Origin of the sequence: Tropheryma whipplei str. Twist, from assembly GCF_000007485.1 — a bacterium.
Lineage (GTDB): Bacteria > Actinomycetota > Actinomycetes > Actinomycetales > Microbacteriaceae > Tropheryma > Tropheryma whipplei.
Genome location: NC_004572.3, coordinates 790,834 through 812,366, shown reverse-complemented (window position 1 = coordinate 812,366; position 21,533 = coordinate 790,834). Strand labels below are relative to the sequence as shown.

20 protein-coding genes and 1 tRNA gene are annotated in these 21,533 nt (G+C 46.3%); 11 read left to right on the top strand and 10 right to left on the bottom strand.

Going from position 1 to position 21,533, the window contains the following annotated elements; all coding sequences use genetic code 11:
- The first annotated feature begins 22 nt into the window (after positions 1-22).
- From topA to TWT_RS03895, 6 genes are all read left to right on the top strand, one after another.
- Positions 23-2,548, top strand: a complete 2,526-nt coding sequence (topA, locus tag TWT_RS03920) for a type I DNA topoisomerase (RefSeq protein WP_011102734.1) — start codon at positions 23-25, stop codon at positions 2,546-2,548.
- 59 nt (positions 2,549-2,607) lie between these two features.
- Entirely contained in the window at positions 2,608-3,207 is a 600-nt protein-coding gene (tmk, locus tag TWT_RS03915; protein ID WP_011096651.1) for a dTMP kinase, read from the top strand.
- Positions 3,208-3,371: 164 nt separating this feature from the next.
- Positions 3,372-4,607, top strand: coding sequence for a DNA polymerase III subunit delta' (locus TWT_RS03910; protein WP_011102733.1), 1,236 nt, complete (start codon positions 3,372-3,374; stop codon positions 4,605-4,607).
- A gap of 140 nt (positions 4,608-4,747) precedes the next feature.
- Positions 4,748-6,286 carry an alpha/beta hydrolase gene (locus TWT_RS03905; RefSeq protein WP_011096649.1) on the top strand — a complete coding sequence of 513 codons (1,539 nt, stop codon included), beginning with the start codon at positions 4,748-4,750 and terminating at the stop codon, positions 6,284-6,286.
- Between the two features lie 149 nt (positions 6,287-6,435).
- Positions 6,436-6,509: transfer RNA gene (locus TWT_RS03900), tRNA-Thr, on the top strand.
- Positions 6,510-6,631: 122 nt separating this feature from the next.
- On the top strand, positions 6,632-7,243 hold the full coding sequence (locus TWT_RS03895; RefSeq protein WP_011096648.1) for a nicotinamidase: 612 nt from the start codon (positions 6,632-6,634) through the stop codon (positions 7,241-7,243).
- Between the two features lie 72 nt (positions 7,244-7,315).
- Here TWT_RS03895 and ribH read toward each other — a convergent pair whose 3' ends face one another.
- From ribH to TWT_RS03855, 8 genes are all read right to left on the bottom strand, one after another.
- Positions 7,316-7,786, bottom strand: coding sequence for a 6,7-dimethyl-8-ribityllumazine synthase (gene ribH / locus TWT_RS03890; RefSeq protein WP_011096647.1), 471 nt, complete (start codon positions 7,784-7,786; stop codon positions 7,316-7,318).
- Positions 7,787-7,809: 23 nt separating this feature from the next.
- Positions 7,810-8,433, bottom strand: a complete 624-nt coding sequence (ribA, locus tag TWT_RS03885) for a GTP cyclohydrolase II (RefSeq protein WP_230440500.1) — start codon at positions 8,431-8,433, stop codon at positions 7,810-7,812.
- 28 nt (positions 8,434-8,461) lie between these two features.
- Entirely contained in the window at positions 8,462-9,109 is a 648-nt protein-coding gene (ribB, locus tag TWT_RS03880; protein WP_011096645.1) for a 3,4-dihydroxy-2-butanone-4-phosphate synthase, read from the bottom strand.
- Positions 9,110-9,135: 26 nt separating this feature from the next.
- On the bottom strand, positions 9,136-9,849 hold the full coding sequence (locus tag TWT_RS03875) for a riboflavin synthase (protein ID WP_011102731.1): 714 nt from the start codon (positions 9,847-9,849) through the stop codon (positions 9,136-9,138).
- A gap of 3 nt (positions 9,850-9,852) precedes the next feature.
- Positions 9,853-10,923 (bottom strand): bifunctional diaminohydroxyphosphoribosylaminopyrimidine deaminase/5-amino-6-(5-phosphoribosylamino)uracil reductase RibD, encoded by a 1,071-nt coding sequence (gene ribD, locus TWT_RS03870; RefSeq protein ID WP_230453648.1) that lies wholly within the window; start codon positions 10,921-10,923, stop codon positions 9,853-9,855.
- 16 nt (positions 10,924-10,939) lie between these two features.
- Positions 10,940-11,947, bottom strand: a complete 1,008-nt coding sequence (gene trpS, locus TWT_RS03865) for a tryptophan--tRNA ligase (RefSeq protein ID WP_011102729.1) — start codon at positions 11,945-11,947, stop codon at positions 10,940-10,942.
- Positions 11,937-12,782: an exodeoxyribonuclease III gene (locus TWT_RS03860; RefSeq protein ID WP_011096641.1), complete on the bottom strand. Its 846-nt coding sequence runs from the start codon at positions 12,780-12,782 to the stop codon at positions 11,937-11,939. Before TWT_RS03860 ends, trpS begins: the two co-directional genes overlap by 11 nt.
- Positions 12,783-12,966: 184 nt before the next feature.
- Positions 12,967-14,178, bottom strand: coding sequence for an MFS transporter (locus TWT_RS03855; protein WP_230453647.1), 1,212 nt, complete (start codon positions 14,176-14,178; stop codon positions 12,967-12,969).
- 128 nt (positions 14,179-14,306) lie between these two features.
- Here TWT_RS03855 and TWT_RS03850 point away from each other — a divergent pair, with 128 nt between their 5' ends.
- From TWT_RS03850 to ilvA, 3 genes are all read left to right on the top strand, one after another.
- Positions 14,307-16,685 (top strand): ribonucleoside-diphosphate reductase subunit alpha, encoded by a 2,379-nt coding sequence (locus TWT_RS03850; RefSeq protein WP_011096639.1) that lies wholly within the window; start codon positions 14,307-14,309, stop codon positions 16,683-16,685.
- A gap of 95 nt (positions 16,686-16,780) precedes the next feature.
- A complete protein-coding gene (locus tag TWT_RS03845) occupies positions 16,781-17,764 on the top strand; it encodes a ribonucleotide-diphosphate reductase subunit beta (protein WP_011096638.1) in 984 nt (327 codons plus the stop codon).
- Between the two features lie 10 nt (positions 17,765-17,774).
- Entirely contained in the window at positions 17,775-19,058 is a 1,284-nt protein-coding gene (gene ilvA / locus TWT_RS03840; RefSeq protein ID WP_011102728.1) for a threonine ammonia-lyase, read from the top strand.
- A 108-nt stretch (positions 19,059-19,166) separates the two neighbouring features.
- On the opposite strand, the gene TWT_RS03835 is transcribed toward ilvA, so the two are convergent.
- Together TWT_RS03835 and TWT_RS03830 are read right to left on the bottom strand one after the other, a co-directional pair.
- Positions 19,167-19,655: a GreA/GreB family elongation factor gene (locus TWT_RS03835; protein WP_011096636.1), complete on the bottom strand. Its 489-nt coding sequence runs from the start codon at positions 19,653-19,655 to the stop codon at positions 19,167-19,169.
- Complete coding sequence (locus TWT_RS03830; protein WP_011096635.1) at positions 19,645-20,010, bottom strand: DUF4307 domain-containing protein; 366 nt, start codon at positions 20,008-20,010, stop codon at positions 19,645-19,647. The genes TWT_RS03835 and TWT_RS03830 overlap by 11 nt, the downstream gene beginning before the upstream one ends.
- A 673-nt stretch (positions 20,011-20,683) precedes the next feature.
- Between TWT_RS03830 and rpsL the strand changes: the two genes are divergently transcribed.
- Positions 20,684-21,058 carry a 30S ribosomal protein S12 gene (gene rpsL / locus TWT_RS03820; protein ID WP_011096633.1) on the top strand — a complete coding sequence of 125 codons (375 nt, stop codon included), beginning with the start codon at positions 20,684-20,686 and terminating at the stop codon, positions 21,056-21,058.
- Positions 21,058-21,528 (top strand): 30S ribosomal protein S7, encoded by a 471-nt coding sequence (gene rpsG, locus TWT_RS03815; protein WP_011096632.1) that lies wholly within the window; start codon positions 21,058-21,060, stop codon positions 21,526-21,528. Before rpsL ends, rpsG begins: the two co-directional genes overlap by 1 nt.
- The last annotated feature ends 5 nt before the right edge of the window (positions 21,529-21,533 follow it).

Below are 21,533 nucleotides of genomic sequence, written 5' to 3'. Positions count from 1 at the left end.
GAGTAATATTAGATAGGTTTTTATGAAAAAACTTGTTATAGTCGAGTCGCCAACCAAGGTATCGTCGGTTGGTCGTTACCTTGGTGACGGTTATGTTGTCATGTCGTCAGTAGGGCATATTCGTGATTTGCCCGCCCCTAGTGGGCTTACCCCAGATCTTAAGAGGTCCGCTCATGCCCAGTTTGCAGTTAATATTGAAAACGATTTTGAGCCCTACTATGTCGTCCTGGAGAATAAAAAGAAGGTAGTTGAGGAGCTACAGTCGGCCCTGAATAATTCGGACGAGCTCCTTATAGCGACAGACGGTGATCGGGAAGGTGAGGCGATAGCGTGGCATTTGGTCCAGGTTCTGAAGCCTACTGTGCCGGTGAGGCGATTGGTATTTCACGAGATTACTAGGGAAGCCATCGCGTATGCACTACAACATCCGAGGCCGATTGATGAAAACCTTGTTGACGCGCAGGAGGCTCGGAGAATTCTGGACAGACTCTATGGTTACGAGCTATCCCCGGTGCTCTGGAAAAAGGTAAGGCCCGGGTTGTCTGCCGGTAGAGTTCAGTCTCCCGCTACCCGACTTCTGGTGGATCGTGAGCGTGAACGGATCAACTTCAAGTCGGCTGAATATCAAGCGGTAACGGCTGACTTTCAGGTGGATTCCGACGTATTCTCAGCTTCTTTGACGCTTTTCGGTGAGAGGAAAATCGCCACCGGGCGTGACTTTGACAATTTGGCAAATCTCAAAACAGATGCTTTAGTACTAGATAAAAATCTAACCGATCGCATACTCGAAGAGCTCAAAAGTAAGGGTGCTTTGGATGTTGAAGCAATCGATTCAAAGCCGTATAGCAGAAACCCTTATGCTCCGTTTATCACTTCCACCCTGCAGCAGGATGCCGCACATAAACTGGGGTTCTCAGCTAAACGAACAATGCGCACTGCCCAACAATTGTATGAAAAAGGGTTTATCACGTACATGAGAACGGACTCACCACGTCTGTCTCTACAAGCGATTTCCGCCGCGAGAGCTCAGGTTGAGCTTCTCTACGGAAGGGAGTTTCTACCGGATTCCCCAAGAACCTACGGGGCAAAGGCAAAGAACGCCCAAGAAGCGCATGAGGCGATAAGGCCTACTGGCGAGGTGTTTGAAAGGCCTGAGTCGATAGAATCTGTTTTATCGGTTGACTGCATGAGGCTTTACGACCTTATATGGAGGCGAACGATTGCTTCCCAGATGGTATCTGCTAGGGGTGAAACTGTCACCCTGACCCTCTCTGCCAGAATTCCGGAGCGATCTATTTTTGTCCTGTCCGGAACTGTTCTGCATGAAAAGGGTTTCTTGAAAGTGTATGAAGGGTTGCAGGATCTCAACTCTAAGCTATTACCAAATTTACAGGTCGGCGATCAGGTTACCCTTGTTGATGTTCGTGCGGTCGGGCACACAACCCTTCCGCCCCCACGATACACCGAGGCTAGCCTGGTAAAGGTCCTAGAGGAGTTGGGGCTGGGTCGCCCATCAACATATGCGCTTATTTTGAGCACAATTCAGGAGCGCGGCTATGCTCATCTCAGGAACAGGATGCTTGTTCCTGATTGGCTTGCTTTCTCTGTTGTCAATCTTCTTGAGAACTTCTTCTCTCGACTAATTGATTACGATTTTACTGCGAACCTCGAGGATCAGCTTGATGAGATCGCACTCGGCTCACAGAATAGATCGGACTGGCTTCGTAAGTTTTACTTTGGTGATGACAATCTTCCTGGATTGAAGGAGATAATTTCAGGCGCAAAAGACATAGATGCACGAGCAATCAATTCGATCCCAATGGTCGGGGCGACTCTTCGGGTAGGGAGATATGGCCCGTATCTTGAAGTTGGGGATAAGAGATTCAGCATTCCGCATGATGTATACCCCGATGCCTTGACTCCCGAAAAAATACATGAGCTGGTTAATCAGCCAGAATCCCCGGTAAGAGAACTCGGCGCTCACCCGGAGACCGGAAAATTAGTTGTCTTAAAGTCCGGTCGCTTTGGCCCATATATCGAGGAAGTTTCGGATGAGAAAAATGTCAGACGATCAAGTCTGTTCAAGAACATGGATCCAGAGGAAGTTAACTTAGATGTGGCTGTTAAGCTGCTGGAAATACCCAGAGTCATTGGGGTCAACCAAGAGAACGGAGAAAAGGTTATTGCTTGTAACGGTCGCTTTGGGCCATATATAAAATGTGGTAAGGAGACACGTCCCCTAGACAGTGAAGATGACATTCTCTCGGTGACGCTTGACGAGGCATTAGCCATCCTGTCCGCACCGAAAGTTAGGCGGTCACGTGTTCTTATGGAATTTCCAACGGATGATCCGGTCACAAGGCGCGCAGTGCAAATCAAGTCCGGTCGCTTTGGGCCATATGTAACAGATGGCGTTACAAATGCAACTTTGGACAATACATCGTGGGAGGATGTGACGTTTGACGAAGCTGTGTCCCTGCTCGCGGAAAAGCGTCAACGGGTTGATGGTGATCTTGATCAAGAAACTGCAGAAAAGATCCATGTGTAGGATTTTACATATCGGATACACCGTCAGTTATTCTCGTATGGCCTCAAAGAGGGTTTTGCTTGTTTGTAACCTTTGAGGGTATTGATGGAAGCGGGAAGACGGCCCAGCTGACCGCGGCTGGAGAATTTCTAAAAGCGTCAGGAAAACAGGTTGTCTTAACGAGGGAGCCGGGGACTATTTCTTGTATAAGGGATTATGTCCTTGCTTCTGATATGGATATCCGCACAGAGGCTTTACTATATTCGGCGGATAGAGCAGAGAATATAGCAAAAAATGTTATTCCGGCACTAAATGCCGGCAAGGTGGTCTTGCAGGACAGATATCTGGACTCATTTCTGGCTTACCAGCTCGCAGATAATAAGCTAGTTGAGACGGACATTATGCGTCTTTTTGAGTTTTCCAGTCAGGGTCTTAGGCCCGATCTTACCTTATTGTTTGACCTTACTCCGGCTTGTGCGCAAGAAAGGTTAGAGAATCGGGATCGAATCGAGAGAAAACCGATTGATTTTCATTCTAAGGTCCGTAATATATACCTCAAACTATCGGCAGATAATACGGATCGTATCAGGGTTATTGATGCGAGCCAATCCTTTTCTAAGATCCACCAACAGGTTATCTATCACATAGAAAGAAAGTTGGGCGGAACGCACTCAGCTTAAGTTCTAATCACAGGTGTCTATCTAAAACAGAGCAGTGCCAATTTGGATGTACTGAAATTGATATGCACTAGCTTTGTAACTTGCGCGGAATTTGATGTTCCTGACCATCCGGAAAAATATTCCCATGATTTACTTCGTTTGTCTATGAATACAATGTTTAACAAATGCCAAGTGGTAAGTCGCGTGCAAATACTAGCAACTCCCGCAGTGCGATGCGCGCAGTGCAGGAGCCTAGCGTAGCGTCAGGCTCTACCGCTAATGCGCTTCCGCCCGCGGATGTATGGAATGACATCGCATGTCAGGATCGCGCAGTGCAGGAGCTAAAAGGAACAATTATAAATCCTAAAAGGATGATAAATAGCTGGCTGTTTTATGGACCATCACAAAGTTTTGCGCTTGCACTAGCCTATGCATCTGCACTGCTTTCCCCGAATGCAATGAAGGGCGAACCGACTGGAGATAAAGAAACACACTCAATGGTGTCAGCGAGAACTCATCCCGACCTGCGCATCTTGACCACTGAAAATGTTACTGTTCCAATACGAGAGATACGCGAGCTTGTAATGAAGGCCCAACTCGAGCCATCACTGGCGGATAAGACGGTGTTTATTGTCGAGGATTTAACCCGAGTTCCGCGCAGAAGTCTGAATGTCCTGCTAAAACCTCTTGAAGAGCCACACGCACATGTTGTTTGGATTCTATGCGCACCGAGCATAAGGGGCGTTACCCCAACGATTCGCTCAAGACTTAGGGCAATCTACCTTAATGAGCCTAGTATCGAAAATTTAGCGGGGTACCTTACAGAAAGACGCGGCATAGAAAAATCCTTAGCTTGTGAAATAAGTTATGCCTCTCTCGGCAATGTAGACGATGCGCTCTATCTAGTCGATAACGAGTCAACCAGGCTTATGCGGAAAAAGGCCCTGGATCTGGTCTTTTGTAATCGTGATTTGGCCGAGGCAGTTTGTTCGGCTCAGACAATACTGGACCTTGTATCGAAAGAGGCTGAGAGTGTGGTTCAAAAAAGAGATTTGCAGCTTCGTGAGGGTTTTTTGAAAAATTTTGCCTTCAAACAAGGTGATGTAATTCCAAAACAATTGCAGCATCTACAACCACGGCGGGATAACAAACAACAAGTTTCCAGACAGGTTAGAGATGCATTGGACGGGATTTTTCTATCCTGCCTCTCGGTGTGTAGAGACGTGCTTGCCATAAAATCTGGCGCAACAAACTGTTTGTATAACCCGGGATCACGCATACTTGACAAACTGTCAAGCATGCCACCAGAGAAGATTCTACGCAACGTAAAAGCTCTAGAATATGCTCGTGATGCCCTAAAGAGCAATGTTATGCTTTTACTTCTACTTGAATCAATTTTGGTGCAAATGGTAGAGATGTGATTTACTAGGGTCTTATAAGACGGTTTCGGGCACTTTAAAGAAAATACGAGTCCGCTGTAGTTTACAAGGCTTGTGCCTCATTCCGTTGCGAACTCGTTGCCAATATCTCAGTACAAAGCGGGAATTTTAGGGAGTTAGGATTGTCTACCTTTTATAAAACAGCCGCTGGGCTTGTTGTCTCTGCTCTATTGCTCTCCGGGTGTTTTTGGACACCTGCGAAAAACACCTCTTCTGTTTTGTCAGGTCCGCTTCATGAAAAAGACGTCCCAGAAGCGCTTCGGTCCTATTATGACCAAACTCCTGTATGGAGCGCATGTTATGTCGGGCTTGAGTGCACCAGAATAAAAGTACCGCTTAATTGGGATAATCCGGCCGGTAAAAATATTGAGATTGCGGTTGCCCGACAGCCGATTAGAGATACCACGATTGGTTACATTTTTTACAACCCAGGCGGCCCTGGCGCAGGTGTTATAGATATATTCTCGGGCGGTCATATTCCTGCCCGCCCGAAAGTTGCAGGGAAGTATTCGCTTGTAGCAGTCGACCCTAGGGGTGTTGGTGAATCATCAAAGGTTTTGTGTTACACCGGGCGAGATAAGGACAAATTCCTTTTCGGAGCCTCTAAGTTCCCCTATAAGAGTCGGGCACGAGCGCACGAGCGTGATGTGGACTTTGCGGCATTTATTGATGCGTGCAAGAGGGGCACCGGCGATCTGCTTGGTTTTGTTGATACCGTGCAGACGGCCAAGGATTTTGATGTGATCAGATCTGTTCTTGGCAGTCCAAAATTCAACTATCTTGGCGTATCGTATGGGACTTACCTGGGCGGGATATATGCCACGCTATTTCCAAAAAAGGTTGGGCGGATGGTTTTGGATTCGCCGTTTCCAAATGACCTTCCCTCAGATGTTATCACCGCAAAGCAACTTGAGGGATTTGAAAAATCTTTGCACGCCTTTATTGATGACTGCCTCACTTGGAAAGCGGTTTGTCCTTTTACTAAAACGAGAGCATTGGCAGAAAGAAAACTTATCGAGACGACCAATAGGTTAAATCTAAAGCCTATTCCTCTTGGTGATGGCCTAGTTTTTGACGGTGATGTCTTCCTTGAAGGGATTTTAGTACCCTTGTATTCCAGGAGTTCGTGGGGTATTTTGCGTACGGCTTTGAGAGAGTTTTTCAAAGGTAATGACCCAAAGCGCCTGTTCGGATTTGTGAAACAGTACTACGGTCGCAAGAAGGACGGTAGCTATGACAATAGCATGGAGGCACAGCTTGCAATTTCCTGTCTTGATAACAGGGGCGATATGAAAGTACACATACCGACTTCTGGGGAAGTAAAAAAAATAGCACCTGTTTTTTCCAATCTGTATGATCCCAGTTTTGATTCATGCCAAAAATGGCCAGTTAAGCGTACAGGCAAGGTTCTAGAATTGAATGCGCGTGCTGCTGATAACACAATTCTTGTGCTGGCTGCAAGTGGCGATAATGCAACACCCTATCAGTGGGCGAAGAGATTTGTTTCATACCTTGGAAAGGCACATATGCTCACAAGACACGGTCAGGGCCACGGATCATACAGGCGTGGAAACAAATGTATTGATTCTGCTGTTGACACATACTTCCTTGACGGAAAAATACCAACAGAGACAGACTGCCAGCCTAATAAGCAAGGGTAGGGTTTTGGTCGCTGTTAATACAAGGTATGTGCGCATAACCGGTCCTTGGCTTTCTTGGTGCCCGGCGCGCATTCCTAACTTTAAAGCGGCACCTTGTGCCCATTTGCAGGTATAAAAATCCTGTAAACTTCGTAATACACTGGGTTTGCGCCGCCCTAGCTCAGTTAGGCAGAGCGATTCACTCGTAATGAATAGGTCAGGGGTTCGACTCCCCTGGGCGGCTCGGTATTATGTCGGATCCGGTTGCGCCCTAGCTGTCTAACAGTGTATGTGAGGCATAAAATAGTCGAAAAATAATTACTTCCCGCATTAAAATGAGACTCACTTTTGTATCATGAATTTATAATGCCCTCCCGACATGCCACGGCAGTTAATAACCGGCCAACCTCAGCCCTTCTGGTTGTTGATATACAAAAGGATTTCTGTGAGGATGGAGCATTAGCGGTCCTTGGAGGTAATGCACTTGCCAAGCGGATATCGTGCTTTTTATCTGAGAGGCAATTAGACTATGCTTTAAAAATTGCCTCAAGGGACTGGCATGCACCAAACTCGAGTAATAACGGGCATTTTTCAGAAAACCCTGATTTCTCTAATAGCTGGCCGATTCACTGCGTTGCCAATACTCCGGGATCTGCCTATCATGATGACCTGCCTGTCGACTTGTTTGATAAGCATATTTACAAGGGCTTTGGTAGTGCTGCATACTCTGCTTTTGAGGGTTTTGACAAAAAGGGAGTGCCATTAGAAGAGATTCTGGCGGGTATTCAGCAAATTGATATAGCGGGCATCGCAACGGATTACTGTGTATATAAAACTGCAGTTGACTCCATAAAAAACGGATTTATAACCCGTGTTCTGCTTGATTTATGTGTTGAAATAAACAAAGAACGAAGCGAGGCATGTATAGTGCAGTTACAAGATCTCGGGGTGCACATTGTCAATAGTTATCACACATGACATATCACTACCCCGTGCCAGAAAACGCCCCGCAGCGACCGCAATAATGCAGATTGTTACACCGCGATGGCACTACCGAAACAACCTGACCATCCTAATGACAGCCCTTGCCGCATTGACCCCCGCATTGTAGTCACCACTTGACCTGTCAAGACCCTGCTGCTCGGTATCGATTGTCAAGACTCCGATCCCAATAGGCTTCTCCAGGGCGAGCATAACATCGGTTATACCGCTCAACACTAACCGCGCTATATGCGTATTATGATCAGTTTCTCCCCGCAAGATCACACCGAGCGCGACTGCGGCATCAAATGTTTTTAGTAGTTTTTTACACGCAAGGACAAGCTCAACACTGCCGGGCACTCTAAACAGTTCTGCATGAGATCCACTGGAAACAATTTCTCTCGTTGCACCATCTATAAGACCTCTAACTATTTTCTCATGCCACATTGCTGCAATAACAGCTATTTTAATATCCGTATCCCCAATCACACTCTGTATACTTTCTGGGGAATTTAGGCTGAGATTTCTGTCTTTACCCATTTCTACTCATTCTGCACAGAATGCTATAACTCGATTTTATGACCCATTTTGTCGCGTTTTACTTTAAGGTATTCATGATTGCATTTACCAAGCCCAACTTGCCAGGGCAGCACCCCCGTGACGCGTATCCCGGATTGTTCAAGTTGCAGCTGTTTATCTGGATTATTACTTAGAAGCCTTACTGAGCGCACACCCAGATCGTGCAGTATTTCTGCAGCAGGTCCATAATCCCTGGCATCAACAGGAAGGCCCAGCTTCACGTTTGAGTCGAATGTATCAAGGCCCTGCTCTTGCAATCTGTATGCTCGCAATTTATTCAAGATACCTATACCGCGACCTTCGTGCCCCCTCATATATATAACAAGTCCGCCTTCTGCACTGATCCGCTCAAGGGCTTTGTGCAATTGCCCATGACAATCACACTTCAGAGACATAAATACTTCTCCCGTTATACATTCTGAGTGAATTCTGAGCAAAACATCCTCACTCTTAATTTGCTTTGTAATCAGTGCGATATGCTCGTTATTTTTTATATCCCGATAGCCACGTACCCTGAGGGTTCCAAATTTTGTTGGAAGATTTGTTTCAACCTCAAATCTGCAGCTGCGAGCAGTTTCTTGTTTTTGCGAATCTAGACCCTTATCCATATTCCCCATCATACTTTTTAGCCCTCGCTCAGAGGCAGTCGCGATTTAGATTCATACTTATGTCTTTTAGATCAGACATTTTCATATATTCAATTATTTGACTTATTTCTACAAGAACTAGATTATTTTTACGAATAAACTCGTCGAGCGCGCGGCCTCTTAAAAGCTCACCCGTATCTGATACGAGTTCTGCAATTACAGCGACTGGCTCAAGTTGAGCTTGCCGCATCAATTCGATAGCCGCCTCGGTGTGTCCGCGCCGCTCAAGAAGGCCACCGTCTCTGGCTCTCAAAGGTAGTATATGCCCGGGCCTTACAAGATGTTTTGCAGAAGAGTCCCGAGCGGCAAGCGTCCTGATAGTAAGGCTTCGGTCTGCAGCAGAAATTCCGGTTGTTATTGCTGCGTCTGCGGCATCAACACTTATTGTGTATGCTGTTTTGAAACGGTCCTCATTTGCGGCTACCATACTAGGTAATTGGAGCTTATCCGCCCTCTGATTTGACAGAGGTACGCATAGGAACCCGCTTGTATGTCGGATAATCCACGCAACCCATTCTTGTGTTGCGAACTGAGCGGCCATAATAACATCCGCTTCGTTTTCTCGATTTTTATCGTCTAAGACGACAACCGGCCTGCCGGCCCTAAGGGCATTCAGGGCATCGGGGATATGTCGCACAAACTGCCTATTCTTACGAAAATACCTCAGGAAAATGAATTTACAAGCGACATGAACCTGCGCACATGTCTTGCCAGGACGTCGGTCTCAAGATTTACAAACTGGCCGACTTGCAAACCTCCGAGAGTCGTCCTCTCAAGAGTCTCTGGGATCAAGTTTATTTCAAACCACGAATTTGCGCAATTCTGCTTTCCGTGGTTGCCCGATACATTGGCTGTGCTCGGCAATTGTTCGGAGACATTTACAACGGTTAACGAAACGCCATCAACGGCTATCGAGCCACTCTTTACAACCAGCAAAGATAAACTGTCAGGTATTTTTATTCGTAAGCAATTGTCGATTATTTGCTCTATCATGCCAACCCCATCAACATGCCCTTGGACTATATGTCCCCCAATTGGGTCGGATGGAGTAAGCGGCATTTCAATATTGACAAATTGACCCACATCCCATACGTTTATTGTTGTAGCATCGGCTGTTACCTGACTGATATCGAACACAAAGACATCTTCGTGCCCCTCACGAACGGTAAGGCACACACCATTCACACTGACTGAATCTCCTACTTTGGGTTGTTGCACTAAATGCTGGCGAGGTATTGCAACCCCTATCTTTCTGACGCTGTCGGTTTCAGTAATTTGCCCTGCAATGTCATTCTTATGCGCACCCATGCTTTTTTGCCCGCGGATGCGCACAATGTCTTTTACTACGCCTCTGTTCTTTATAAGACCCGTGAACACAATTCAGTCCTGGAGATGTTTTTTAGTACGATATGTGCGAGTATCAGGGTTGCATTGAATAGGTTTAATCGCCCTTATTAAAAGGTTGTTATCACCAAAACGCGTAACGCTGTTCAATTGAAAGGCAAAGCTGTCTGAAATTGATTCAACCCCGATATTAATATCTCCGTAACCTCCTCCAAGAAGCTTAGGCGCGGTGTATATATAAAACTCATCGACAAGATCTTCCCTAACAAAGGAACTTAGAAGTGTCGGACCGCCTTCAAGCAATAGAGATCGTACTCCTAATTCATATAGCCTGCGCATATCTTTTTTCAAATCTTTTCCAGACAGGATGGTTGGGTCACGCGCAAAAACTTCATGCCCTCTAACGCATCTACCGAGTTCGCACGACCCACGGCCGGCCGTATTTGACCTACGAGGCCTGCCAGAAAAAATTACCACCTTGGGTTGTTTTGCATACAAATGGCCAGCCGGGTGGAATGCGCGTAGAGACGGATTATCACAACACAAGGTATTTGAACCGATTGCAATTGCATCAACTTGCGAGCGTATGACATGCGCGTGACCCCTCGCGTACGGGCCTGTTATCCACTTACTTGACCCATCTGGCGCGGACATCCTTCCATCAAGACCTTGTGCTCGTTTGGCAATTACCCATGGAGTTTTTCTTACTTTTGGCAGTATGTGTTTCGCACATAACCCCCATACCTCGCGCTCAAGCACCCCGTATGTAATTTTCACCCCCGCTTCGGATAGGACTTTTGCCCCACTTGATTCCGGGTCATGTACACCAAATACCACATGCTTAACACCTGCATCAAGCAATGCCCTAACGCATGGACCTGTCTGTCCTGCGCTGCTACATGGTTCAAGGGTAATAACGGCAGTATATGGCTCGCTCAAAATAGATTTCGCACCACGAAGGGCCATTATCTCAGCATGCTCGCTACCAGATCCCATATGCCATCCTTGGGAGATTAGTTGATAATCTCTATCCAAAATCACACAACCAACCTGTGGATTCCTATCAAATACGGGGCCATGCTGAGCAATAGTGATGGCTCTATGCATCGCCAACACAAAGAGGTCAGTACACGCCGAGCTTCTCATATACACGATCTATTGTTTTTTGCGCAACTCCTCTTGCCTGCTCGGAAGCCGTTACGAGAATCTTCCTTATGTAGTTTTTATCATCGAGAAGTTCATTTGTTCTGGTTGCGATAGTCGTGCACACCTCGACCAGAATATCCGATAGATCCTTTTTCAGGACGCTATATTTTTTCCCAGAGTATATGTTAACCGTTTGCTCAATTGTACAATCAGTCAAGCAAGAGTACATCACTACAAGATTGCTAACACCCGGCTTGGTTTCCCTGTCGTATCCGATAACATCCTCACTGTCAGTTACAGAGCGCATTATCTTTTTCACGATTTTATCCGGGCTATCTAAAAGAAAAATTGTTCCACTTTCGGTTGCTGAGGATTTTGACATTTTTACAGCAGGATCTTGCAGATCGTATATTCTAATCGAGCACTCAAATGGCTGTGGCACAAGGAAGGTCTGACCATATTGTGCATTGAACCGTCTTGCCAGGGTGCGTGTAAGCTCCAGATGCTGCTTCTGGTCAGCTCCAACAGGGACAAACGCTGAGTCATACAGCAGTATGTCAGATGCCATCAGGATTGGGTAGGTAAAAAGGCCGGTAGAGATATTGCCTTGCTTTCCGCTTTTATCTTTGAACTGTGTCATCCGAGCCGCCTCGCCGAATATGCACACATTGCCCAGAACCCATGCGAGTTGATTGTGCTGATACACATCGGATTGTAAGAACACAATGCTCTTGGCTGGGTCAATACCGGCTGCAATACACTGAGCCGCAATTCTAATTGTATTCTCCCGCAAGACCTCTGGGTTTTGTGGGAATGTCATTGAGTGTAGATTTGCAAGCATAAAGTAGGTTGTGTAATCATCTTGCATACGCCCGAAGCTCTTCAGCGCCCCGAGATAGTTTCCAAGGTGCAACATCCCAGAGGATGGCTGTATCCCACTCAGTACAACCGGTTTCTTGTTAATCCGTATTGCGCTAGAAGTCATATTTCACAACAACGGGTGCGTGATCAGTCCACCTTTGTGCATAACTTTTCTGCCTGTCAATAGCCACCCAAAGAGCTTTAAGTCTCTGCGTGGCGAACTGGTAGTCTATGCGCCATCCAGTGTCATTATCAAAAGCGTTGCCACGCATGGACCACCATGTATAGGGTCCATCGATCCCCCCTTTTATCTTTCTGACAACATCAATCCACCCTTGCCCTGCGCCAGCATTGTATTCTTTATCAGACTCGTTACCAACCAGAGCATCCAGATACGCTCTTTCTTCCGGTAAGAACCCAGACTTATCAAGATTTCCGCGCCAATTCTTTATATCCAGGGTTGTATGTCCAACATTGAAATCCCCGGTTACAAGAGCGAACTCCTCTTTTACAAGGGATTTCATCCGCTTTTCCACAGCTTGCAGAAAAGCCATTTTTTCCTCCTGTTTTATTGTTCTCGCCTCGCCAGCATAAACATAACAGCTCACCACGGTAACAAGTTTTCCGGCGATATCATAATCAGCTTCAATCCACCTACCACTCGTATTGAGCGGCTCTTCGCTGGCAGTTTCCGGGTTCAGGATCTTATTTGCCCGGAGCTTTGTCCTCACAGCTATTGGGGGAAATTTGCTCGCTATCGCAACGCCTGCCCTACCGGGGATTGAACATGGATCAAAGGATATATTCCAATTGGGCAGGATGCCACGTAGATCCGATTCCTGCGCCCTTACTTCCTGGATTGTTAGGATGTCGGGATTTCTCTCCTTGAGCCACAAGTCCATTCCCTTACGGTGCGCCGCCCTTATCCCATTTACATTTACTGAGGCGACTTCTAGCATGTCTCGATTTTACACAAAACACCATTTCTTTGAGATTCTTACCAATCTGCAGCTTTACTCAGAACTAAAGCAAGAAACCCACAAATTTATCCCCCGTGACGCGTATTAGGTGACATATCATTTCTCTTCGTCAAATACAAACAATCAGGTGACACCTACGTTAGGCCAGGGGCGAATGTAAGGACTAAAGAATCAAATCTATGGGTGCTGTTGGTGCCCGATCTGGCAGAGCTGGCAGTAGTTTATTGACCGCCACAGCAAGGAGCGCTGCGGCGACCGCCCCCGCGCCGCTTAAGATAAATCCCCATGCAGCACCATTGCTGTCTATTATGCCCCCAGCAAGGGCGGAGAATGCAGATCCCCCCAAGAGCTGTCCGCTCGCTATCCACCCAAAAGCCTCGGGTGACTCCGCAGAGTTCGTTACAGATGCCACGTATGAATATGACGCCGACACAACCGGTGCAAGCCCTAGGCCACAGACAAAAAGCCAAATTGCAATCCAAAAGACATTATTTGATAACGAAGCCACAACAACGCCCACAAAAAATGGCAGCATCCGGAGGGGGATAGACCACCTACCTATGGGTTTGTGACCAAAGGCAAGCCCACCGAGCATTGACCCCAAGGACCAGATGGCGATTACAACGCCTGTTAGGTGAGCAACGCTAGTATGACCCCCTTCACCACCGCGGAAGGTTGCAACAACCGCAAGTTCAATCGCAGTGCATGAACCCATAAACAGAATTGACACAACGGTTATTGCGCTGACAACAGGTTTTTTCAAAACCTTTCCAAAAACATTTCTAGCAGGTGGTATTTTTAGGTTTTTAATTTCCTTGCAAAAGGCAAGCCAAATAGATGAGAATAGCAGAACTACTCCAAGAAAAATCATGCTGACTTCGGGTGAAAGCGACACCGCAACTGACGTGACAAAAATAGGCCCTACAACCCAAATCAACTCTTGTAAAAGAGTGTCCACACTAAAGAGTGCACTTCTAAGCCTGAGCGGCACCAGGTGCCTGTACAACGTCCTCATAATGGACTGGGTCGGCGGCATAACGACACCGCACAATGCAAACATAATCGTCATGAGCCAAAACGGAACCTTTAGGACACTAACCGATATAGCAATCCCAGAAAAGATACATGCGCAAGTGATAAGAACATTACCGTGAGGCCAAATGGTGGTAAATCGTGCAATAACCGGTGAAAAAACCGCCTGCGCTAAACTGAATACCGCCAGAACAATTCCCGCACTAAAAATTGAATGGCCAACCTTTTGGACGAACAGCAACAGTGCTATCGGGAAAATAACTATCGGGAAGCGTGCGAAGAGTTGCACAACAACAACTTTTGTAACACTTTTCCAGCGAAATAGCTCTACATAACCTGCCACATCACCATGGTACATTACCGGTTTTTGCGCAGTAAAACACTATATATCGTGTTTTGTTTGCTATTTAAACACGATATATAGTAGTATCTATTCCGCTTAGCAAAGTGTTTCTCAGAGAGGGATAATAGATGTCACTTACAGTTGTAAAACGTGATGGTCGAAAACAGCAGTATGATTCTAGGAAGGTCTGCGCAGCCATAGAGGAGGCACTCTCAGGGTCGAGTGATGCAATAACCGAGCAGCTTTCATCAGAACTTGAGTTGACCCTGTTTGACGGAATAACAACAAGTCAGCTGGACGAATCACTGATCCAAGTTGCTCTGCAAAACGTAAAAGATGATCCAGTGTACGACAGAGTGGCAACACGCCTCTTGCTAAAGAGCATATACAGAAGTGTCCTCGGGGAGTACAAAAATTGCTGCCAGTTGCGCGATCTGCATGTGAAACACTTTCGTGGATTTATTGAAAAAGGGGTGGAGGAAGGAATCCTTGACAGGCGCCTTGATGGGCGTTTTGACTATGATCGACTTTCTCGTGCGCTTGATCCACAGAGGGATACCCTGTTCAAATACATTGGCCTCGTAACTCTGAATAATCGATATGGAATAAGAGCACGTTCGGGAAAGAATCTTGAAGTTCCACAGTATCTATGGATGAGAATTAGCATGGGCCTTTCTGTGCTCGAGAAAGACCCCACAGGGTCAGCCTTAAAGTTCTATGAAAAAATGAGCAAACTCGAGTATTTGGCTGCGGGTTCAACTCTTGTGAATGCCGGTACCTGCACACCTCAGTTGTCAAACTGTTTTGTCATGGAAATGCAAGATGACATAGAACATATTGCGAAGACCACTCGAGATGTTATGTTGCTTACAAAGGGCACGGGCGGAATAGGCCTTAGTGTAACTAAGCTAAGAGCGCAGGGATCCCCAATAAGAAGCAATAACACTCGCTCAACTGGACCTATACCGTTTATGCATACAATTGATTCTGTTCTCCGCGCAGTTTCTCGTGGTGGTAAAAAATTCGGCGCATTGTGCTTTTATATGGAGAACTGGCATATGGATTTTCCCGAATTCATTGACCTAAGGCAAAATTCGGGTGATCCATACAGAAGAACCCGTACAGCAAATACGGCCGTTTGGATAAGCGATGAGTTTATGAAGCGGGTTATAAACGATCGGGAATGGTATTTGTTTGACCCCCTTGAGACGCCAGATCTCAACGAGCTGTACGGGGCGGAGTTTAGTAAAAGATATGAATATTACGTGAATCAGGCAGAAGCTGGCAGGCTAAGTATGTTCAAGAAACTTGGTGCTAGAGAGCAGTTTCGCGCAATACTTATGAGTCTACAGACAACAAGTCATCCCTGGATTACATTCAAGGACACGATTAACTTGAGGGCACTCAATAACAACACCGGCACAATACACCTCTCCAACTTATGTACCGAAATATGTCTCCCGCAAGATAGGGAGAATGTGTCAGTTTGCAATCTCGCCTCGATAAATCTATCGCGCCATTTGATCGACGGGGAAATTGATTGGCAGTTGCTTGAAGAGAGTACAAGGCTTGCCGTGAGACAGCTTGACAATCTTATTGATATAACTTGCTCATCCGTAAAAGAGTCTGATAATTCCAACAACCTAAACAGAGCTATTGGTCTGGGAATTATGGGGTTCACCAATCTTATTGAGCGCTTGGGGTACAGCTATGAATCCGAACAGGCGTTTGACCTGATAGATAGACTAATGGAACAAATTTCCTTTGTGGCGATTGATGAGTCTTGTAATTTAGCTGAAGAGAGGGGGCCTTACAAAAATTTTCATGGCTCCCGATGGTCAAAAGGAATGCTTCCGATAGATTCTATAAAGATTGTGTCGCAGAATAGGGGCGTGCCGGTTTCAGTAAATACATCATATAGGCTCGACTGGGATTCCCTCCGTAAACGGGTTAGGAATGGTATAAGAAACGCAACCCTTTTGGCTATTGCACCAACGGCATCCATAGGCCTTGTTGCAGGTACAACTCCAGGATTAGACCCGCAGTTTTCGCAGATATTCAGTCGTAGCACTTCTTTTGGTAAATTTCTGGAAGTAAATGAGAATCTAGTTCTCGACTTGAAGCGTAGGGGTCTCTGGGAGAGGGTTAGAGAGGATATTCTGCGCAGCCAGGGGAATATCCAGCAGATAGATGCTATACCCGGCGAAATAAAGGCAAATTACAAAACGAGTTTTCAGCTTTCTCCGTACGCGTTTGTGCAAGTTGCTGCCCGGGCGCAAAAATGGGTAGATCAGGCAATTAGTAGAAATATGTACCTTGAAAGCAGAGATATAAGCGACATGGTGTCAGTCTATACAACAGCTTGGGAAATGGGCCTAAAAACAACCTATTATTTGCACATGAAGCCAAGACATCAGGCAGAACAGTCAACGGTTAAGGTGAACAAGAGAACTGAGGGTGGTAACAGAAGAGGGTTTGCTGGATTTTCAAAGAATAAAGATGTGTAGTAACACATTTGCATGGGTGATTTTACGCACATAAACTGCGTGGCTGAACAGAATAAAGATCTCTATACGTAAATTAAACAGATGGAAGGTTAGGAATGGGAATTTTAGGAACTGGTATACAAGATGGCTTACTTCTAAAGCCAGTGCGGTACCAATGGGCTATGGATTTGTACGAACAGGCTGTCGCCAACACATGGTTTCCAAACGAAATACAGCTTGGGGAAGATATAGCAGATTTTAAGAAAATGACACATGAGGAAAAGCACGCGGTCACCTTCCTGATGAGTTACTTTAATCCGAACGAGCTTCTGGTAAATAAAGCTCTAGCATTTGGTGTATATCCGTACATAAACGCCCCAGAATGTCATTTATACCTTGCAAAACAAATGTGGGAAGAGGCAAATCATTGCATGAGCTTTGAATATGTCCTTGAAACGTTTCCGATTGATCGGGAAGAGGCATATTCATCGCATATTGAAGTTCCATCAATGGCTCGCAAAGAAGAATTTGAAGTTGAATATATAAGAAGGATGACCGAAGAGACTTTGGATATAACAACAACTGAGGGTAAAAGAGATTTTATCCGTAACCTTGTTGCGTACAACGTAGTTCTGGAGGGCATATGGTTCTACTCCGGGTTTATGGCTGCTCTGTACTTTAGACAAAGAAATCTTCTTCGTAATTTTGGATCACTCATAGACTGGATTGTTCGCGACGAATCTCTTCATCTTAAATTCGGCATAAACTTGATTCTTACCGTACTGGAGGAGAACCCAGATTTACAGACCTCCGACTTTGCTGATGAAATAAGAGGAATGATTATTGCTGGTGTAGAGATGGAAGAGGAGTATAACCATGACCTTCTTCCAAACGGAATCCTTGGGCTGAATAGTGGTTACATCAATCAGTATGTCAAGTATCTAGCTGATAGACGCCTGGAGGAGCTTGGTTTTGATCCCGAATATAATGTCACAAACCCCGCAAAGTGGATGGCAACTGCAAATGACACGTTTGAGCTTGTAAATTTCTTTGAAGCGATCAATACTTCTTATGAATCCAACGCTCGCTCATTAAGCTAGAGATTAATTCGTGCGCCACGGTATCGTTCTTGAGGATTTTCGCGCGGCCGCGAAAGTAATGCACAGCAAGTTCGTTGTGCATACTCCGGTCATACAGTCTGTTATGCTGTCAGACCTTGTCGGGTCTCCCGTTTATTTTAAGTGTGAAAACCTGCAAATAACAGGATCCTACAAGATAAGAGGGGTGTTCAATTATCTTCACAACCTCAAAAAAAGATCGACTGCTGTCGTTGCCGCAAGCGCTGGGAATCATGCACAGAGCGTGGCCTATGCTGCAAAACAAATAGGTATCAAGGCAGTTATTTTTATGCCAAGCAGTGTTAGTCTGCCAAAGTACAACGCAACCAAAAAATACGGTGCGGAAATTATTCTAGATCAGGGTGATATTCAAACCCTCATACTCAAGGCAAGACGGTATGCAAAAAAACATAAGTTCGTTTTTATCCCGCCATTTGATCACCGCGATATTGTTGTCGGCCAGGGCACAATTGCCCTCGAACTGTTAGAGCAGGTTCCTGATCTAAGAACGGTAGTTGTGCCAACTGGCGGCGGAGGACTCGTGGCTGGTATTGCCTCTGCCGTTACCCTGGCGCAGAATCCCAGCGGAACGATCTTCACAAAAAGTGGCTTAGAACAGCCGGCCAAGTCTGGCATACGGGTGGTTGGCGTTCAAGCAAAAACATCGGCGTCTTTTATAGAATCGATGGTTGCAGGAAAGCCAGTGAAGGTAAATATAACCTCACATTTCGCAGATGGGATAGCGGTTCCAAAACCCGGAAAGATAACATTCGAACTCGCGAGATGTTTCGTTGACAGGTTTGTCGAAGTTGGTGATCACGAAATTGCAGGCGCCATACTCACCCTGCTTGAAGACTCAAAAATAATAGTTGAACCTGCCGCTGCCAGTGCTGCCGCAGCTGTTCTAAGTAAAAAAATCACAAATCTGAAAGGGTCAACAGTGATTGTTTTGAGTGGCGGTAATATCGACCCAATGACTTTGAGCCAGATAATTCTCCGGGGGCTATCACTCAGGTCTCGGAGGCTAACCTTACGGGCACAACTCAAAGATGTGCCCGGGCAGCTGGCTGAATTTTCAAGAGTTGTTGCAAAAGCCGAGGCTAATGTTGTTGCTGTCAATCATTCACGTGGTAACTACACGGATGACAATGGTCGCATCTCCTTCGGTGATGTCTTTATGGACATCGACCTTGAAACCCGTGGCCACGAGCATTCTCAGAGTATTGTCCGTGCCCTTCGAGATTCCGGGTTTGTAGTTGAAGTTCTGGGATTGTAACCCCTGAGTAATGTTTTAACAAACACCAGTACCGTATAACTTGACAATAGTTACAACTTGACAACAGTAGTGTGCAGCAAAATTACCGATTTTTACGGGATTCATATGTCATTGACCCTCATATGTCTCAACCTTCAAAATGGCTACCTTTATAAGAGCTCCTGTCGGTGACTTACATTCAATTTCAGAGCCTTCTTTTAGGCCCAATATTGCTTGCCCGATGGCACTGGATTCACTGTAGGTTGCAAGTGACGAAGTATGGGCTATTTCTCTGTTCCCCAGCAGGAACCGCCTTTCCGAGCCGCCGATTCTGGCTGTCACGACTACGCCGGGCTCAACTACCCCCCTTGCCTTCGGAGCTTGACCCACACGGGCGTGTCTCAGAAGGTCCTGTAGCTGTTGAATTCTTCCCTCAATACGAGCCTGCTCCTCTTTCGCAGCGCTATATCCCCCGTTTTCCCTTAGGTCACCTTCAGACCTTGCTTGCTCAATACGTTTTGCAATTTCCTTGCGCCCTGTTGTAACCAATTCCTCGAGTTCAACAACAAGCACACTATGCGCTTCCTTACTGAGCCATGTTTCAGAATCATTCGGCATATATCCTCCTACAGCTCTCAATTTCTGCATGATGAGCCACCTTAGTGGTTCTCAACCCCACCTCCATATGTGGCGACAGCACAGGAACAACCTTCCATCCAACGGTCGACATATCACGCCCGAGGACCCTTACGGCACAAACCGTTGGGATATGGCCGGTGAAACTAAACTCAACGATAACTTCATTATCACTTTTGACCTTAAAGGAAGTTGTGTGATAATCATTCCCAATTGGACGAGTCATCAGGCTGAAGATTGCAATCAGAAGAACGGATACACAAAGCGCCACTACGGATGCACCAATTTTTATGCCTCTTGATAGTGGCTTGCTATATCTGTTTGAAATTGTATTCACCTTTAGTGCGCACTTACACTCTGTGTTGATGTGTTACAAATTGACACGATGACGAGGATACTACGACCTCATATGTATTGTGTTTATAATCCCTGTTTCACGATTCATCCAGGGCAATTAAAAACCATGGTGAGTCTACGTTATTTATGATTCCCTGCTACAAATTACATGGTCGCAAATTGCACGGAGACATTTTGTTCTCGGTATATCAGGTAAGTTAGATAATTCTAAACTTGCTTTATTTCCCAAGGAGATACACATCTCTCATCAAGGAACGTATGTTGAGTTTAGCTCGCACTGGGTGTAAACCCGTATTTTGGTAGGATATTCTCGTTTTGATCTGTATGCATTGCGGTTTGCTGCTCGCACTGGACCCTGATATCGTCACACCGGGACCGGTCGGGTTTTTTGTAACTTTGCTGCTCGCACTGGCGCTCATTCTGTTGGGGGTTAATATGTCTCGACGCATTCGCAATCTCGTGCATAGGGCTTCATGTGCCAAATCGACCACCAGCTCGGCAGGTCCATCTGCAAAAACGGATAGCGCCTAGATCCCAGATTCACAGGGTGTCCTTGGCAAATCTGTATTTGACAAAAGTGCTCAAAGAGGCTACAATCAGCTTCGCTGAGCATTCCTTGTGTGTTTATCTAGTGTGTTTTCTGGAGGGGATTTTTGCCAACGATACAACAGTTGGTCCGGAAAGGTCGGAGGCCGAAGGTCAATAAGACAAAATCCCCTGCGTTGCGCGGTAACCCTCAGCAGAGGGGTGTTTGCTCTCGCGTTTATACGACAACTCCTAAGAAGCCGAATTCTGCACTCAGAAAGGTTGCGCGTGTAAAGCTGTCGAATGGGACCGAGGTTACGGTTTACATACCTGGTGAGGGTCATAACCTGCAAGAGCATTCGATTGTCCTGGTCCGTGGCGGTCGGGTGAAGGACTTGCCTGGCGTTAGGTACAAGGTTGTCCGCGGCGCCCTGGATGCGCAGGCCGTAAAGGACCGTAAGCAGGCACGTAGCCGTTATGGCGCGAAGATGGAAAAGAAGTAGTGCCTAGGAAGGGTCCTGTTGTAAGGCGGGAGATTCCGGAGGATCCCGTTTACTCCTCCCGTGTAGTAAGCCAGTTGATAGGTAGGGTTTTGCTTTCTGGCAAAAAATCTCTGGCGCAGAGAATTGTTTATTCGGCGCTGGACAAGGTTTCTATGAAAGCTAGTGAAGATCCTGTTTCTGTTTTGAGGAAAGCCCTCGATAATGTTCGCCCGAGCCTTGAGGTTCGGAGTCGTCGTGTTGGTGGGTCAACCTACCAAGTGCCGGTTCCCGTGCGCTCACATCGTGCCGATGCCTTAGCGATAAGGTGGCTCACGGTTTATTCTCGCGCGCGCAGAGAAAAGAGTATGGTCGACCGTTTAGCTTCTGAGATTCTCGACGCATCGAATGGTGTTGGTGCCACAGTCAAGTGTAAGGAAGATACTCACCGTATGGCCGAGTCTAACAGGGCATTTGCGCATTATCGTTGGTAGGCGCA

Bases quoted from the DNA above. Each gene is read 5' to 3' on its own strand.
- topA (WP_011102734.1), top strand. From the start codon at position 23: ATGAAAAAACTTGTTATAGTCGAGTCGCCAACCAAGGTATCGTCGGTT.
- TWT_RS03910 (WP_011102733.1), top strand. From the start codon at position 3,372: ATGCCAAGTGGTAAGTCGCGTGCAAATACTAGCAACTCCCGCAGTGCG.
- TWT_RS03895 (WP_011096648.1), top strand. From the start codon at position 6,632: ATGCCCTCCCGACATGCCACGGCAGTTAATAACCGGCCAACCTCAGCC.
- ribH (WP_011096647.1), bottom strand. From the start codon at position 7,786: ATGGGTAAAGACAGAAATCTCAGCCTAAATTCCCCAGAAAGTATACAG.
- ribA (WP_230440500.1), bottom strand. From the start codon at position 8,433: ATGGATAAGGGTCTAGATTCGCAAAAACAAGAAACTGCTCGCAGCTGC.
- ribD (WP_230453648.1), bottom strand. From the start codon at position 10,923: ATGCATAGAGCCATCACTATTGCTCAGCATGGCCCCGTATTTGATAGG.
- trpS (WP_011102729.1), bottom strand. From the start codon at position 11,947: ATGACTTCTAGCGCAATACGGATTAACAAGAAACCGGTTGTACTGAGT.
- TWT_RS03860 (WP_011096641.1), bottom strand. From the start codon at position 12,782: ATGCTAGAAGTCGCCTCAGTAAATGTAAATGGGATAAGGGCGGCGCAC.
- TWT_RS03850 (WP_011096639.1), top strand. From the start codon at position 14,307: ATGTCACTTACAGTTGTAAAACGTGATGGTCGAAAACAGCAGTATGAT.
- TWT_RS03845 (WP_011096638.1), top strand. From the start codon at position 16,781: ATGGGAATTTTAGGAACTGGTATACAAGATGGCTTACTTCTAAAGCCA.
- TWT_RS03835 (WP_011096636.1), bottom strand. From the start codon at position 19,655: ATGCCGAATGATTCTGAAACATGGCTCAGTAAGGAAGCGCATAGTGTG.